The organism is Bacillus sp. EB106-07-01-XG149 (assembly GCF_058791555.1).
Genome location: NZ_JBYTDP010000003.1, coordinates 627,467 through 644,579 on the forward strand (window position 1 = coordinate 627,467; position 17,113 = coordinate 644,579).

Below are 17,113 nucleotides of genomic sequence, written 5' to 3' on the forward strand. Positions count from 1 at the left end.
GGAATAAAAAAGAGATTGTAATTTGGTTTCAACCAAACTACAATCTCTTTTTGTTTAAATTAACGCCACCAAATCCAAGTCCAAAAGTAATTTCGTATATTTCGAGGGGTAATGCGTATAAAACGTTCGCCGTCAAAGAAACAATTGAAATTTGGAAGTGTTTCATCAGGATTTTTTGGAATAAAGGTGACGATATTTTCGTTGCTTGTAACGGTTACTGTAATTGGTGGATTGGTAGGCGAGACTTGAAGTTGTAATGAAATATTGGCCGTATTTTTAAATTCATTATTAACAGGCGGACTTATCACTTGTACTGTGAATAAGACGATAATTGTTTCATTTGGTTCCAAATTAGTAGCGACTAGGAAACCGATATTTGGATTCGCTAGTGGAGAGCGTTCCCCATTAATAAAGACCGTTCCGTTCATAAATTGTAAACCTGCTGGAATGGTATCTTGTAACGAAACATTTGAAAGTGAAATATCAGAAGTATTCGTAATACGCACCGTATAATCAAAATACTGTTTTAAATAAGCCGAGCTGACGGAAGCGTTTTTCGTGACTGTTGTCGTTATAAATTGAACTGGTATACGAACGGTATTTGAATTAACAATAAAAGTAATAATTGGGTCTTGTGGTGTCAATTGGAAAGCTGCTGTAACTGTTGCGGAATTGACAATTGTATTGTTTGAAGGAATAGAAGTGACGAGAACTTTAAATGTTATCGTTGATACTCCACCTGCAGGTAAAGCGCCGATATTAATACCAGTGTCTGGACGAACATTTGGAACCGGAGTACCGTTAATTGTTACGCTGTTTTCTATAAATGTTGTACCAACTGGAATGATATCTAGGATAGAAGTACTGATTGTAGGAATTGGTGAATGATTTATTACTTCTAATGTGAAAGTTATGGTCTCTCCTGTTGTTACGATAGATTTATCAGCTGTCTTTTCAATGCGAACCATCGGATCAACTACTGTTGTTGTAACGGTATTTGTTTGCTTTGTAATTGTAATAGGCGGTTCATTCGGATCAATGGTAACAGTATAGGAAACAGAAGCATCGTTATTGATTGCAGATTGAAGAGTTGAAGAAGATATTGTTACTTGGAAAGTAATGATAGCAGATTCATTAGGAACAAGGTTTCCTAATGAAATACCAATTTCAGGATTTGCATTAGGCTGATTGATTCCGTTAATTGTAACGCTGCCCGTAACGAAGGCTGTATCTACTGGTACGGTGTCTATGACAAGAAGATCTTCAATCGTTACATTACCGCTATTCGTAATTGTGATTGTATACGTTACAGTTTGACCGGGTAAGGCATTCGTTACATCAACAGACTTAATAGCAAAGACATTATCATTTTGGACAGTTGTTGTGACGGTATTGGTTGTAGTGGTATTCGTAACGGGTACGTTATTTGGATGGACTATATAGTTAAAGGTAGTAATTGCTTTGTTGTTGAGTTCATTTGGTGTTGGGATAGAAGTCACAGATACTTGGAATGAAGCACTAGCATCTCCGCCAACAGTTATAGTACCAATTGGTATGCCGTTTACTGGATTAACTCCCGGAAGAGCTTCTCCGTTTACAATAACGCTATTTTCTATAAACGTAGTACCTTGAGGAATAATATCTTGAATGATTACATCATTTGCTGCAACATTACCAGTTTGATTGAGTGTAATTGTATACGTTAATGTGTCACCGACTGTTGCAAATGCACGGTCAACTGCTTTATTACTATTCAAATTCGCATGATTAATTGTTGTTACGGCAGCTGATGAAATAATAGTTTCTGTAATAGGTGGTCGATTCGGTAACGTGTATTGGTATTTAATTGTACTCGTGTTAGAGATTGGATTGGTTTGCGGAATCGAAGTAACCCGTACTTGAAATAGAATAGTTGCTGTCGTACTAGGCGGAATGTTATCAAGTTGTATCCCGTTAAGTGGATTGTCATTTGGACGAGCGGTGCCATTCACAATAACACTGTTCTCTATAAAGCTCGTATTTGCTGGGATGATATCAGTAACATGAATGTTTTCTACTTGTATATTTCCATTGTTTGTGATGGAAATTGTGTAAGGGATGATAGTTTGTAGGTCAGCGTATTGGATAGGCGTTGTTTTTGTTGCAATTACATTAGCAGAAATAACTTCAGTGAAGGTAATATTACTAGTCGATACTTGTTCTTCCCCATTAATTGTATAACGAGAAGTGGATTGATTTTGAATACGACCGCTAGCTGGAAGAGCTAACACAGTAACGGAAAACGTGACTGGGATAGAAATGTTAGGAGCAATCGTTCCTACAAGTATACCAATACTTGGATTCGCGTTAAGCTGAGGAATATTATTTACTAAAACGCTACCGTCTATAAAGGTTGTTCCAACAGGAATATTGTCTGTAAATACAACAGCAGTAGCATCTGTATTTCCTATATTCGTTAAAGTTGTTGTATAAGTTAAAATGTCGCCAATCGTTACAGAAGTCGAATTAACAGTTTTCAGTGAAACGATATCAGCATCATTAATTTGGGCGAAAGTAGTATTGGAAGTAGTAGATTTTTGAATTGGTGCAAAGTCAGGATTGAAAATAAAGTCGTAGACGATGTTTGCAGTATTAGGCGTTGGATTTAAAGCTGGTAAATTCGTAACGGAAACTTGGAACGTTATTATAGTCGCTTGCCCTGACGCAATATTAGGAATGAAAAAGCCGATATTCGGATCTGCTGCAGGAAGTACAGTGTTGTTAACTGTTACACTTCCCGGAATAAATACTGTTCCATCTTCTATAGTATCTGTAAAAAAGATGGAGTTAGTTGTAGTAGATCCGTTATTTTGAATGAATACTGTATATTCAATGGTGTCATCAATATTAGCTAATACTTTATTAACGGATTTTGTAGCGATAAGAATCACATCAATAAATTGTATATTTGTAGTATTGGAAGAGGTCGTTTCTGAAATTGGTGGTGCGCTTTGTTCCGGTTGATATTCATAGTGTATAACAGCGATATTATTAATATTATTTTGTGCAGGTATAGAGACTACGTTTACTTGGAACGTAACAATAATCGTATTATTTGGAAGGATAATACCAAGATTGATACCGGTAATTGGATTTTCGTTAGGTCTTGGTATGCCATCTACAAGGATGCTATTTGGAGCGAATGTGGTGCCAGCAGCAATTGCGTCAATTAGGAGAGTATTTGTAATAGGTACTGTACCAGCGTTTGTAACTGCGACTGTATAGGTGATGATTTGACCGATACGTGTAATAGATCTGTTAGCAGATTTAATTGCACTAACATTTGCCGTCCGCACTTCAGTATTTACTGCATTTGATAATGATCTACGCTGAATAATCGGAGAACTGGGGTCAATTTGGTATTCATACGAAGTGTCTGAAATGTTAATGACTGTGTTGCCCTCTGGTATATTTGTAAGTTGTATTTGGAATGAAATAGTGATTGTTTCATCTGGTTGTATCGTACCAAGAGTTACTCCATTTTGAGGATTTGCACCAGGCTGAATCACATTATTTATTGATAAGCTATCTTCAATGAATATAGTACCTTCTGGAATGTTGTCAATGAACACCGTATTGTTCGCTGGAACAGTTCCTATATTTTGTAGTGTATTTGTGTAGGTAATAGTTTGCCCAATGGCTACGAAAGTAACATCCGCCTGTTTAACAGAAATAATATTTGCATTTTGAAGTGATGTTGTAACGATATTAGAATTTGCAGAGCGATTCACTGGTGGTGCTGTAGGAATACTTACATATTGGTAATTTACAGATGATTGATTTACAATTTCGGTTGCAGTTGGTGGATTATTTGTTTGTACTTGAAATAGTATTGTTTTGGAACTGTTGGGTGGAATCGTTCCAATTGGAATTCCGTTTTCTGGATTTACACCTGGTTGAAGTACACCGTTAATTGTGACACTGTCGGGAACGAATGTAGTCCCAGCTGGAATAGAATCTGTAAAAATAATATTTATTGCGTCAACGTTGCCGATATTTTTCACTTCAGAAATATAAAGTATAGTTCCGCCAATATCTACAGTTATTGGATTGGACGTTTTTGTAACTGTCAATTGTGCTTGCACGAAATTTGTAATGACAATATTACTTGTAGATGTTTCAGTAATAGGCGGTTGTCCTGGGTCTGGTTGAATTGTATATGTTGTAATAGATTGATTTGTAATCGATTGTTGTGAGAATGAATCGTTAATAAGAATTTGGAACGAAATAAGGTGAGTAGCGTTTGCTACTAGGTTAGGCAAAGTAACACCTGCATTTGGATTTGCACCAAGTATAGCTGTTCCGTTAAGTGTAAAACTATTTTCTACGAATGTAGTCCCTTCTGGAAGCGTATCTGAAAATATGAGATTAGTAGCTGGAATATTTCCGGTATTTTCTAGCGTTATCGTATAGGTCAAAATGTCACCGGTTGTTGCTTGTTGTGCATTGACAGCTTTTAAAGAAAGAACATTCGCATCCGAAATTTGTGTGAAAGTTGGATTAGATGTAATTGTTCGAGAGATGATAGGAGCAGTTGGATCGGCGATAAAAGTATAGTCAATACGGGCTATATTAGAAATTGGATTCACGCTTGGAATGGATTGAACGATAACTTGGAATGTGACGGTGACGATTTCTGAAGGTGCAATGGCGTTTAAGGAGATTCCTACGTTTGGATCAGCACCCGGAGCTGAAACGCCATTTATGGTTACGCTATTCGGAATAAGTGCAGTTCCTTCTGGGACCAAATCTGTTAAAGTAACTGTATTTGCAGTTGTATTTCCGTTATTTTGAACGACTACCGTGTAAGTGATTGTACCGTCAGTAGATTGTACGAGAGAATCTGTATTTTTAATTACAGATAGCGATGCATCAACGACAGCTGTATTTACCGTATTAGATGAAGATGTTGCTGTAACTGGAGGTTGACTTGGGTCGACAATGTAAGTGTAACTTGTAAGTGCTTGATTTATAATTGCTCCTTGCGGTGGAATAGAACTTGCAAGAAATTGGAACGTAATAGTAGCAGAATTACCTGGTGCGATAATACCAACTGGAATACCGAGAGTTGGACTTGCATCTGGAAGTGAAATCCCGTTAAGCGTGACACTATTTGGAACAAATAATGCCCCTTCAGGAACTCCGTTAATGAGTAATACAGAATTTGCAGGGAAGTTTCCAGTATTCGTTAATGTTGCTGTATACGTAATGATATCTCCGATAGATACGATTGTACGATTTGCTTCTAAAACAGTTGTAACAGTCGCGTTATTAATTTGTGTGGAAGCACTATTAGAAGTTATTGTGCCTGTAACAGGAGGAGAGGCTGGATTAACTATAAATTCGTATTGAATAGATGCAACGTTTGTAATTGGATTCGAAGGTGGAGTAGATGTAACTATGACTTGGAAAGTGACAGTTAAGGAACTACCCGCGTTAACGGTTCCGATAGTAACTCCGTTATTTGGATTTGCACCTAGAATGGTACTTCCATTTACAGTAAAACTATTTTCAACAAAAGTTGTTCCTGCTGGAATCGGATCTGAGAAATTTACATTCGTAGCGTTTGTATTGCCACTATTTTGAATTAAAACTGTATAAGTGATCATGTCGCCGATGTTTGCAAAGGCAGTATTAGCAGTTTTTACAGCTGAAAGTATTGCTGAATTAATAGAAGTAACGAAGACGTTCGTTTCCACATTGCCAGGCTGAGCCTGTAATGCATTTCCTACGTTATATTGGAAGTTCACAAATCCTAAGTTTTGGAGTTCAGGTGTGAACGTTGTTGGGTTGCTTACGATTTGAACTTGGAATATGATTGTTACAGTTTGATTTGGAATGATCGTATTTATGCCAATACCGTCAATGATAGAAGCAGATGCTAATGGAGTGCCATCAACAATAACTGATCCTGCAACAAATTGTGTCCACGATGGTATCGGGTCTGAGAAAATAACGTTATTAGCAGGAATATTTCCTGTATTCGTAATCGTAGTTGTATACGTAATCGTATCACCAATCGTTGCAAAAGCTTTATCTCCGATTTTAGTGGTAGTTAAAATAGCACTTTCAATTGTTGTTGTAACACTATTTGAAGTAATGTTTTTTGAAACAGGAGGATTAGCTGGATTGACGATATGTTGGAAACTAACACTAGCTTCATTGGCAATTGGATTTATAGGCGGAATTTCATCGGCACTAATATGAAATGTTACGATGACAGACTGGTTTGGCGCGATATCACCAATTGGAACGCCTGTAATTAGGTCTGCATTTGGGATGGTAGTTTCGTTAAGTGTAAAACTATTCGGTTCAAAGGAAGTTCCGTCTGGAATTAGGTCGGTAAAAATAACATTCGTCGCACTAACATTTCCACTATTTGTAATCGTAACTGAGTAGACAATATCTTGCCCAATATCTACTGTTTCCACATTTGAATTTTTTTGTGCAGTAAGGATAGCGCTATTAACTTGTGTTGTCGTTGTATTAGATTGATTAGAAGTTGAAATGAACGGCTGATCTGGATCAACAATATAACGGTAAGTGGTAAGAGCCGAATTAGAAATAGGATTGTTGATTGGGAGGGTTGAAACGATGGCTTGGAATGTGACAATCGATGTGTTTCCACCATTAATTGAACCGATATTTACACCAGTAGATAAATCAGCGTTTGGAATGGTTTGCCCATTAACTGTGAAACTGTTTGGAACGAAACTTAAATTGCTATCAAGTATATCGATAACGGTAACATCAGTTGCAGCCACATTCCCGGTATTAGGGAGGTTAAGTGTAAATGTTATTGTATTACCAACATCCGCAAAAGTAAGGTTTGCTATTTTTGTACTAATAATAGTTGCATTGTTTATTTGAAGAAGCGTAGTGTTAGAACTAGCTGTACTTGAAGCGGGAGGATTAACAGGATCAACAGTAAACTCATACGTCGTTGATGCTGTATTTGGTGCAGGATTAATAGGTGGGATGCTGTTAACCGTAACTTGAAATACAATACTATATATTTCATTTGGTGGAAGTGTTGCAAGTAATACACCTGTATTTGGATTCGCGCCAGGTTGTAAAACACCATCAACAGTTAATGTGTTAGGAACAAATGTGAGTCCGCTCGGTAATACATCTGTGAATACAATGTTGGCTGCATCTGTATTTCCTATATTCGAAATAGAAGTAGTGTAAAAAGCAGTTTGCCCGACGTCTATAAAGGATACACTTTCGTTTTTCGTCATGGATAATATAGCTTCTTTAATTTGCGTTGAAACAGGATTGCTAATTGAAGTTTCTGCATCAGGCGGTGAGACTAATTGATACGATGTTGATGAGAAATTTACAACTGGGTTTTCGGCTGGTAATGACGTTACAGTAACTTGGAATGAAACAGTTACTGTAGACCCAGCTGTTATAGGCCCAATATTTACACCGTTCGATGGGTCCGCACCACTTTGAGAAACCCCGTTAATAGAAAATGAGTTTGCAATAAATGTAGTTCCGCTCGGCATTGTATCTGAGAAAATAACATTTTGTGCGGACGAGTTTCCATTGTTTGTTAAAGTAACAGTATAGGTGAGTGTATCTCCAATACGACTAAAGGATTTATCGACTTGTTTTAATGAAAGAATGGTAGCTGTGTTAATTGTAGTGAACACTGTATTTGAAGTAACATTCCTTGAAACAATAGGGGCATTAGGGTCAGCGATAAATGTGTAAGAAGCACTAGCCGAATTGGCAATAGGATTTTGAACAGGAGTAGAAGTAGCGGTAACTTGAAATGCTATTGCTATTGAGCTGTTAGGAGCAATTGATCCAATTGTAATACCTGTATTAGGATTAAGACCAAGTTGTGTGATGCCATTTATTGTGACACTATCCGAAACGAAAGTTGTACCGTCTGGAATAAGGTCAGTGAACGTAATATTCGTAGCATTTGTATTCCCACTATTCGTTAAAAGTGTCGTATAGGTAATAGTATCACCTAGTGTTACAAGTGTTTGATCGACTGATTTAATCATCGTAATCATAGCATCTAATAAAGGGGTTGTAACAATATTCGTTGAAGTAGAAGTAGTAGCAGGAGCTCCGTTTGGATCAACAGTGTAAGAGTATAAAATCGTATCGTTACCCATAATCGAGCTTGAAGGGGGAACAGAAATAACATTTACTTGGAAAGTAACGGTTACTGTCGCGCCAGGAGCGATATTTGGTATAGTTACTCCAAGTGCTGGCTGTGCACCAAGCTGTTGTATGCCATTGATTGTGACCGAATCTGGTACGAAAGTAGTGCTAGGAGGAATCGCGCTTGTAAAAGTTATATTTGTAGCTGGTGTATTTCCTGTATTCGTAATCGTAGTCGTATACGTAAGTGTATCACCGACGGAAATAATAGATTTATCAACAGTTTTTGTTGTATTTAATATTGCACTATTAATGGTTGTTGAAACTACATTAGATACATTCGTTTGTGTTACGGCAGGCTGACTAGGATCGACCACATGTGCAAATTGTACAGAACTAGAATTAGAGATTGGATTTATACTTGGAATGTTTGTAACAAGTGCATTAATAGTAATAACGGCAATTCCGCTTGGGTTTATATTTCCAATCTGTATTCCATTCCCAGGATTTCCGATTTGCTGCGCACCAGAATCATTTACAAGAGTGCCAGATATAAATGTCGTTCCATCAGGCAAAATATCCGTAAAAACTATATTTTGTGAAGTGACATTTCCAGGGTTACTTAATGTAATTGTATAAGAAATGGTATCGCCAATTGTTGCGAAAGTTTTATCTACAGATTTAACGAGTGCAACTTCCCCAGAATTTATTTGTGTCGAAACAGAATTCGATGTCGTACTTCGTGAAACAAGTGGCAAATTAGGTCCTATCATAAATTGGTAATCAATAGAAGCACCGTTTACAACCGGTGAGTTCGGTCCTCCAGGTCCGATTGTAAAAATAGGATTTGGGATGCTAACTACTTGCACGTGGAAGGTGACGTTTGTAAAATCTCCTGCAATAATATCCCCAATTGGTATCCCATTCGCCGGATTTACTCCAGGTAATAAAACCCCACCTACTCGAACGCTATCTTCTATAAATACTGTATTGTTTGGAATCGGATCTGTAAAAATGATATTCGTAGCAGTCGTGTTCCCGATATTTTCTAATAAAACCGTATACGTTAAAAATGAATTTCCAGGTGCGATGTCAGAAAATAGACGATCTACACTTTTCGTTGCTTGAATAATTGCTTCGTTAATTTGTACTAAAGTTGGATTACTTGTAGCTGTTTCTGTCACTGGCGGCTGGGTAGGATCCACAATGATAGAATATGTCGTGCTGGATTGATTCAACGTTGGATTTGTAGCTGGTATTGAGCCGACGATCGCTTGAAAACTAATTGTTGTCGTTCCTCCAACTGGAATTGCGTCTAAAGAAATTCCGCTATCTGGTCTAAAGCCGAGTTGTGGGATAGTGTTAATTTGAACGCTATCAGGCACGAATGAAAGTTCAGGTGGTAATATATCGATAAAAACAGGTGTGTTCGCGATAGTATTTCCGCTATTAGTGAGCGTAGTTGTATACGTAATTGTATCTCCAACAGCGGCAAATGCACTGCTCGCAGTTTTTGTTGCGATAACGGAGGCAGTATTTACTTGTGTAAAAGTTGTATTGGATTGAACTGTTCGTGAAACAGGCGGCTCATTAATATCAACAATAAAGCTATATTGAAGCGATGATTTGTTAGGAATTGGATTAGGGTTTGGAAGAGTTGTAATATTTACTTGAAAACTAAGTGTAACCGATGCATTTGAATTCAAGTTACCAATAGTAATACCGTTTTGTGGATTTGCATTTGGGATGGTTACACCATTTATTTTAAAGCTATTTGGGACAAAAGCGGTACCGTTTGGAATTGTATCTGTAAATACAACGTTATTAGCAGTAGTATTTCCGGTATTTGTAACAACTGAAGTGAATGTAATTGTATCTCCAATTGTAGCAAAAGTTGTACTAGCATTTTTATTTATTACTAAAGTAGCATCAACAATCGGTGTAACTGTCGTGTTTGTTACGGTACTACCAACAGCTGGTGTTTCAGTTGGATTCACTGCATATTCGTAGTTTACAAGAGCATTATTCGTTAAAGTTCCACTAGGTGGAATAGCGAGGATTTTCACTTGGAATGTAATGAAAGTAGTGCCTCCGGGTGAAATATCGTCTAAATGAATACCTAATGACGGGTCTAATCCAGGTTGGGAAACGTTATTTATCGTAACGGAATCTGGGATGAAGGATGCGCCTGGTCCAAGTCCATCTGTTAAAACTGTAGCACTAGCAGGGATATTTCCTGTGTTCGTAACTGCAATCGTATAAGTAACGATATCTCCAATTGCAGCATTCGGTGTGTTCACTGATTTTGTAGCGATAATCGTAGCGTTATTAATTTGAGTTGTTATTACGTTACTTAGCACATTAGAGGGTGTAGGAGGTAAGTTAGGATTTACGACATATTGGTACGTTGTGTTACTTTGGTTCGGGATAGGGTTCGGATTCGGAATGGAATTTACTTGCACTTGGAACGAAATTATCGTATTTACATTCGAATTTATTGGATCAATTGCTATGCCATTAGCGGGATTTGCATTAGAGAGTGGAGTACCATTTACTGTTACACTATTTGGAATAAAAGACGTCCCGCTTGGGATAGCATCTGTAAATACTATATTTGATGCAAGTGTGTTCCCATTATTCGTTAAAGTAGTCGTATACGTAATAATATCATTTACGTTCGCAAACTGTTTATCAGCAGATTTTGTAGCGGTAATCGAGGCGTTATTAATAGTTGTCTGTACAGTGTTAGATGCCACCATTTGCATGACAGTTGGTTTGGATGGATCGTACGTGTATTGGAATGTAGTGCTTGATTGATTTGTAATTGGATTTGTACTAGGGATAGTTGGTACAAAAACTTGGAATGCAACAGTACGTGATGAATTTGCTCCTATCGTACCAATAAGAATGCCGTTAGCAGGATTTGCATTGGCTATAGGGACACCGTTAATCGTTACAGTATTAGGAAGGAAGATGGTACCAACTGGAATAATATCTGTAAACGTTACATTGGAGGCAGGTATATTGCCGTTATTACTTAAAACTGTTGCATAAGTTATGACATCGCCAACATCAGCGAAATTTGTACTTGTTAGTTTCGTAGCAACAATATTAGCGGTATTAATTTGTGTCGTTACTATATTGCTAGTAGCATTTCTAACAACAGCAGGTAAATTTGGATCTGCGATAAAGCTATATTGAAGTGCAGCACTGTTTTGAACTGGATTTGGTGTAGGTAAACTATTTGCACTAATTTGGAAAACAATTGTTGTAATGCCGCCTGCTGGAATCGTACCAACTTGAAGACCAACACTTGGATCTGCACCTAGTTGTAAAGCACCGCCTATAAAAATACTATTTGGTACAAGAGTCGTACCAGGAGGGAGTATATCGGTAACGACTACGGTATTTGCTGAAGTATTTCCAGGGTTAGCTAAGGCAATTGTATAAGTGATTGGTTGCCCAACATCGGCGATAGTTAAATCTACATCCTTGAAAATAATTACATTTGCTAAATTAATTTGTGTACTTACAGTATTACTTAAAGATGTTTCTATAGTTGGTGGATCGCCCGGATTTAGAATGAAACTATACTGTGTACTAGATGAATTTAATGTTGGATTTTGCGCTGGTAAAGAGGTGACAGTTACTTGATAAGAAACAGTAATTTCACCGTTAGCAGGAATGGAAGGTAACGGAACGCCGATGTTCGGATCTGCATTATTTTGTAGCACACCATTAATAAGGAAAGTGTTTGGAATAAAGGTAGTGCCATCTGGATTTGTATCTACGAAAGTTGGACTATCAGCAGTAACGCTTCCTGCATTCGTTAAAAGAATGGTATAAGTTAATACATCCCCAACAGTAGCAAACGCTTGATCCACTGTTTTTGCTGAAATGACATTTGCGTCATTTACTTGAGTAAATGTAGTGGTTGAAGTTGTGTTCTTACTTACAGGGGAAGCATTTGGATCCACGATAAAGTTATAGGAAATAGAAGCGCTATTTGAAATAGGGTTTGGATTTGGGATGCTAGTTATTAATACTTGGAATGAAGCAGTAATTGTAGTATTAGCATTGATGCTACCCATATTGATGCTAGCTGGTGTAACACCTGGCTGAGCAACATTGTTAACTATAACACTGTCTGGCACAAAGGCAGTACCATTCGCAATTGAATCGGATAGTACTACATTGTTCGCCGCAACATTTCCATCGTTTGTAAGAGCAAAGGTATAAGTTAATACATCTCCAACTTCCGCAAATGTTTTATCTACAGATTTAGTAGCTTGAAGATTTGCTAGTCTAATTGTTGATGTAACAGAATTAGAATTTGCTGTTTTTGAAGTTGGTGGCAGACTTGGATTTACACTATATAGATAAGAAACGAAAGCATTATTAATGATAGGATTTTGGGCGGTAATATTGATGACTGTTACTTGGAAAGAAAGTGTAAAAGTAGCTCCGCCAGGAATTGTGCCGATAGGTAAAGCAACGAGAGAATCTACATTTTGCAAAACTCCGTTTAGTGTTACAGTACCAGGAGTCAATATCGTTCCATTTGGAAGTGGATCTGTTAGTTGCACGTTAGTTGCAGCTGTATTTCCACTGTTTGTAATGAGGATTGTATAACTTATCGTTGCGCCAATTGTGGCAAATTGTTTATTTGTTGATTTTGTTAATGTTAAATTCGCATTGTTAATTTGAGTGGAAACGAGATTAGAAGAAATGTTTTTTGTAGTGGGTGATTGGCTAGGATTGACGGTATATTGATAAGAAGCGCTGGATCCATTAGATACGACATTTGACGCGGGTATTGTGTTTACTACTACTTGAAATGAAACATTTTTTGTTGTACCAGTTGGAATAGATCCTATATTCACACCAGTAGAGGGATTTGCTCCAACTTGTGTCATGCCATCTATCGTTAAACTGTTTAGAACAAAAGTTGTGCCAGTGGGAATGACATCTGTAAAAATAACGTTGTTCGCATTCGTATTACCTGTACCTGTAAAGGCAACAGTGTAAGTCAGTGTATCGCCAATATCTGCATAGTTTTTATCTACTGCTTTTGCCATAGTTACAGTAGCGTTATTCACTTGAGTAGATACGATATTGGTCGTATCAGTCCCACTTACTGCTGGTTGATTTGGTACAGGAATGTATTGATATGTTGTTGTGCCACTATTTAATATTGGATTTGTTTGGGGAATAGAAGGAACGAATACTTGAAATGAAACAGTAGTCGTAGAATTAGCAGCAATGGTTCCAATGGATATACCATTAGCGGGATTCGCTCCAGCTTGAGTGACGCCGTTAACAGTTACACTCCCTGGAATGAAAGTAGTCCCGCTAGGAATCGGATCCGTATATATAACGTTCGTTGCTGCAATATTTCCTATATTAGCTAAGGCGATGCTGTAAGTTAACGTTTCGCCAATATCGGTAAAGATCTTGTTAACTGATTTTGAGCCATTAATATCTGCGAGGTTAATTTGTGTTCCTGCAGAGTTGCTTGTTGCAAGGCCATTAAAAGTCGTTCCACCGGCAATTGGTGTATATTGAAATGTAATATTAGCAGTGTTAGAGATAGGGTTTTGGTTTGGAAGAGAAACGACAGTAGCTTGAAAAGTTACTGTACGAGAAGAATTATTATTAATGGTTCCAAGAGATATACCAGCAGCCGGATTTGCATTTGTTTGTGGTACGTTATCTACCGTGACAGTGCCAGGTATAAAGGAAGTGCCGTTAGGGAGTATGTCTGTAAAAGTAACGTTATTAGCAGGAAGAAGACCGGTGTTAGGGATAGTAACGGTATAAGTGAGAATATCTCCAATTGCAGCGACGCTTTTATTCACGCTTTTCGTTGCTTGTATATTTGGTGAGTTTATATTAATTTGTAACCCGACTGTATTTAACATATATGCATCTCCGTTAGTTGTTAAACGGATTGCGGCGGACACTTGAGAATTTGTTAAATAAGGAGAAATATCAATAGAAGTAATGTCCCAGCCTTGCCTTCCTGCGGAGATATTTGTGCTTGTAGAAGCACTTTGATTTCGTGTTCCAAATGTCCCAGTTGTATCTAAATTTCCGGCAGCATTATTCACTTGAGAACCGAAGAAATTATTTACAGCATTATTTGGCCCAGATAATGCATTTAATGAACTGAAATTTGGTCCAAATAATGCTTGATCCCCAGTTAAATCAGCATCTCCTTCAGTAGAACTTATAAATAATCTCCCGCTTACAGGTCCTCCGGCAGGTGTTAAAAACCCTGAGACAGATACATCTGCACTACCAGTTTCTACAGAAACGCGGTTACCAGCTACGTAAATTGTTAAATTTCTTGCGGGTAAGGAACCGTTTTGATAAGCGACAATGAGCGTCCATCCAGAAGAATTGATAGCTCCGTTAGAAGCATCTAAAGGATCAACAAGTCCAGGGACAGAACCGGTTGTATAAGAGCCAGATCCTACAGCTTGAACGAGGGATGTTACATCTGCGGAACGCGTATAAAATCCAAATGTGACAGATCCAGAAACGAATGTTTGATTAGAAGCTGTAACAGCTGAAGGGGTAATTGAGTATGTTGACACAGGTGTTGTAAAAGAAACGGGGTTTCCTAATACACTCGTAATGTTTTGATCACGAGATAAGTAGTTGCCACCCCAAATAAGTTCTGCGTAAAGAATCGTACTACCAGCAGGGATATTTAAAAGAGCGGTAGAACTATTTTGTGTATAGTTTAATGTTGTACCAGCAGGAAAAGTCGTTACTTGTAAAGCAGTATTCGTAGTTACGAATGCACCAATTGCCCCGATTGTACCAGCACGGTTTTGATTACTAATTTTACTTAACCCGAGTGTATTACCTGTAATTGCGAGTGCGCCGTTAGTGGTGGTAGAAAATCGATTCGTAATGGGCATGTTGTCACCTCATTTACAATATAGTCTTGGTCAAAATAGGATATGTGTGTGACAGATAAAGTGAAACATGTACAAGTTGATTTGATAATAATGATTTAAATGTCTAGATAAGGGGATGAAGTATGCTTGAATTGGAAATTAAGGTGGAGCGTCTTAGGGAAGAACAAATAGGCGATATTGTAGCATTATCTTCTTATATTGGGTGGGATTATAATAAAGAAGAAATTGAGACTATTTTTGATTCAGGTATTATATACGGTGTGTGGAATAAGAGAAAGGAACTTATTGCTAGCGCGGCAATTATATTATATGGGGAGAAATTAGCGTCTATCGGAATGGTCATTGTACATCCGAATTATAAGAGAAGTGGGATTGGAAAGGTGATAACGAATGCATGTATTAAGAGCGTATCGGCTCAAACCTCAATTATGCTTATTGCTACGGATGAAGGAAAGCCGTTATATGAAAAACTAGGATTTAGGGCAGTAAGCTATGTTTCTAAATACATATGTAACTCGTACAATGTGAATGATTATTGTGTAGGAAATGAAGATTATATGATGAAGTATGAAGAGTGTGATTTAGAAGAAATAATAAAATTAGATGAAAATGCGTTTGGAACAAATAGAAAAGCATTTTTAACGAAAAGAATTATACAAAGTGAACAGTGCATCGTTGTAAAGGATAACAAACAAAATGTATTAGGTTACGGTTTAAGTATACAAACATCAGAAAATAAAATAATAGGATCAGTCGTCGCGAAAAATGATGCGATGGCAATGAGGATTGTACATGATTTAGCAAGGCAGCATCATGGTAAATTAAGAATTGATGTACCAGAAGGAAAGAGAGGTTTCATGAAAGAATTAGAGATTACTGGTTTTCAAAAGGTTAATACACCACCAATTATGATGAAAAATAGCGATGAATTATTAAAAAGGAGTAATGATCTGTATAGTATTGCAGCGCAAATTTTTGGATAAAAAAGAATCCTTCTGAATGAAGGATTCTTTTTTATTAATCACGATATTGGTCGTGAGTTGGTTGAAAAAGGTCTTCCTCGACATCTCTAACCATTGAAAAATGATCAACGTTATAATGTCCATGTAGAGTTTTATTATGATGACCAATAATTTGCTCTGCAGATAATACGTTAGAATCAGTTGTGGAATGACCGTTTTTAATTAATGTAACATCAAATCCTTGTACAGTAGCTGTTCTAACTGCGGTGTCGATGCAATGTTCTGTTTTACATCCACCGATAACGATATGATTAATTTTTTCTTCTTTTAAAAGTTCAAGTAGAGAAGTGCCATAGAATGAGTTTGTAGCTGCTTTATTAATAAGGATTGCAGACTGAGGTACTTTAATTTCATTATGTACTTCAAATCCTTCTCCGCTACCAGAAGCAACATCGATATCTCTTACGAAAATAATAAGGGCATTTGCATCTATCGCTTTCTGTACGGCTGTATTTAGTGTAGATAGTAACTCGGTTTTACGAAAAACTTCTTTTTCTTGTTCATTTCCATCCATTAATTCTTGCTGCGCATCGATAATTAATAGTGCTTGTTTCATCGTGTCTCCCCTTTAATATGAAATAAGTTCCACTATACATATTCATTCATATTGCAAGGAAATCCTCTATTGTCTATGCAGTAGACGATAGATTTACAAAGTTGTCAAAGAAATTTCATTCTCATAGCGTGTAAAAACATGTATGATAGGAGATGGAGAATTTTTGAGTAGGTGGGAATAACATGCAAACAGTAGAAGATTATCTTTCATTCTTACATACGAAAGGATTTAAATTATCAGAGGAAGCACAAGGATTTATTATGTTCGGACAAGGATATACTGGTGCATCTGATGGAATTGTGAACGCGGCAATAGAAGCGACAATTAAACATCAATTACAGTTTGATGGAAGTTATTTTGTTGCGTTATTAGAACGATTGAAAGAAGAAGAAATTACAGATAAAAAAAGCGCTAAGGCTTTTATGCGGAAGTTACAAGCGTAA

At 37.2% G+C, this 17,113-nt stretch carries 4 protein-coding genes; 2 read left to right on the forward strand and 2 right to left on the reverse strand.

All coding sequences use genetic code 11. The features are described from left to right. Positions 1-59 precede the first annotated feature (59 nt). Positions 60-15,092, reverse strand: a complete 15,033-nt coding sequence (locus AC3WTA_RS15600) for a DUF7507 domain-containing protein (RefSeq protein WP_492332927.1) — start codon at positions 15,090-15,092, stop codon at positions 60-62. Between the two features lie 122 nt (positions 15,093-15,214). On the opposite strand from AC3WTA_RS15600, the gene AC3WTA_RS15605 reads away from it, so the two are divergent. Continuing rightward, the gene (locus AC3WTA_RS15605; RefSeq protein WP_282914278.1) at positions 15,215-16,075 is read left to right on the forward strand and encodes a GNAT family N-acetyltransferase; all 861 of its coding nucleotides are present in this window, start codon (positions 15,215-15,217) and stop codon (positions 16,073-16,075) included. A gap of 34 nt (positions 16,076-16,109) precedes the next feature. Here AC3WTA_RS15605 and AC3WTA_RS15610 read toward each other — a convergent pair whose 3' ends face one another. Next, positions 16,110-16,670, reverse strand: a complete 561-nt coding sequence (locus AC3WTA_RS15610) for a cysteine hydrolase family protein (RefSeq protein ID WP_078183444.1) — start codon at positions 16,668-16,670, stop codon at positions 16,110-16,112. A gap of 182 nt (positions 16,671-16,852) precedes the next feature. Here AC3WTA_RS15610 and AC3WTA_RS15615 point away from each other — a divergent pair, with 182 nt between their 5' ends. Then, the gene (locus AC3WTA_RS15615; RefSeq protein ID WP_001195212.1) at positions 16,853-17,113 is read left to right on the forward strand and encodes a DUF6123 family protein; all 261 of its coding nucleotides are present in this window, start codon (positions 16,853-16,855) and stop codon (positions 17,111-17,113) included.

Excerpts from the sequence above, each read along its gene's own strand:
- AC3WTA_RS15610 (WP_078183444.1), bottom strand. The coding sequence starts at position 16,670 with ATGAAACAAGCACTATTAATTATCGATGCGCAGCAAGAATTAATGGAT.
- AC3WTA_RS15615 (WP_001195212.1), top strand. The coding sequence starts at position 16,853 with ATGCAAACAGTAGAAGATTATCTTTCATTCTTACATACGAAAGGATTT.
- AC3WTA_RS15605 (WP_282914278.1), top strand. The coding sequence starts at position 15,215 with ATGCTTGAATTGGAAATTAAGGTGGAGCGTCTTAGGGAAGAACAAATA.
- AC3WTA_RS15600 (WP_492332927.1), bottom strand. The coding sequence starts at position 15,092 with ATGCCCATTACGAATCGATTTTCTACCACCACTAACGGCGCACTCGCA.